The sequence below is a fragment of the Synechococcus sp. R55.2 genome (genome assembly GCF_047462075.1).
GTDB lineage: Bacteria > Cyanobacteriota > Cyanobacteriia > Thermostichales > Thermostichaceae > Thermostichus.
On sequence record NZ_JANSIH010000047.1, the window covers coordinates 1 to 1,306 of the forward strand.

1 pseudogene is annotated in these 1,306 nt (G+C 59.1%); it reads left to right on the top strand.

Features of this window, described 5'->3' with window-relative positions:
* Positions 1 to 1,306: pseudogene (locus tag NW838_RS01830) on the top strand (type II secretion system protein); the annotation flags it as partial.

The following is a 1,306-nucleotide window of genomic DNA, read 5'->3' on the forward strand; positions in this document are numbered from 1 at the left end:
ATCCTCTCTGCCGATTTCTGCGATGGCAGCATCGACGACGGCTTTGTGCAGGATGCTACGCTCAACGGCGGCGGCAGCAGCTTTGTGGCTAACCGGAACTACCAGGGCAGCCCAGAACGAGCCTCGGCTCCTCGCCGCAACGAACACTACGGCTGCAGCGGAAGTAACTTAGGAGCCAACACTTCTTTCCTCAACCAAGCGCTGGTGATCCGGGGCAACAACTGGCCGGCTCCGGATCCCAACAGAGATGGTGCTGGGGTTCTGCGCTTCGACAACACCAACGGGGCGCAGAATTTGGGCAACCACGTGCGGCAGCCAGGCTGGCCGGAGGTCTTCGCCCGCGACACCATCTTTGCCCGCCGCGACAGGGCCAACCCGAGCTCAAATAACGCTGACAGGACAGCAGGGCTTGGCGTGCCAGAAGTGCGGCTCTTGCGCGCACCCGATGCGGGCTATGCCAACTTTGGCACCCGCATTTCGGCTTTGGGCAACCCGGTGCTGGACACCTCCCGCTGGCTGCTGATAGCTTCCCTCCAGCCTTGCCGACCGCCTGAAATGGAAGGAGGCGGTGGCCTGTTGGCCGAGTACTACAACGGCTGGATAACCAGCCCGACCAGCCCGCAGAACCAGTACAACCGCAACACAGGGTTTGGGGACACCGACACCGACGTTGAAGTCTCTGAGCTTCTGAGGGCTCCAGATGCTAACCTGCCCTACCTGCGGGCAGTGCGCTGGCCGGATCCAATCTATCCTGATCAGCATTGGAGGCTTGGCGTTCCAAATCAATCCTTCATGAGAGAAGAAGACCAGGGAGGACCAAAGTGCGATCCCTCAGGTGATTGGAACACTCCATACGACGAGCGAGCCTCACGGTGGTGGCCCTGCATTCGGGACGCTTTGGAAACAGATAAAGATGGCCAGGTTTCCGGCTGGCAGCCAGATAGTTTTGCCCGCTGGGTCAGCGGTACCAATCTGCCGGTTTGGGGTGGGTTCTACTACCTGTTTGCCAACCAGGAATATATAAACACCAACTCCCCCTTCCTCTGGCCCTGGTGGGGTAGAGAGCTGAATGATCGACCCACTCTTCCCAAGGCTGACTTTTTGTGGATGCCAAGATGCAGTGAGCCGGATATGAATCCGCCTCAACTTCCCGCTGATGCTCCAGACATAGACAGGGGCAACATAGGCTTCTGGCGCTCCTGCTGGCGGCGCAGAGAGAAGTCATGGGGAAGTGGCAACAACTATGGTAATGACTTTTTCGTGGTGCGCTGGGTAGGGGAGCTGTATCCCCGTTGGCCGGGTGTTG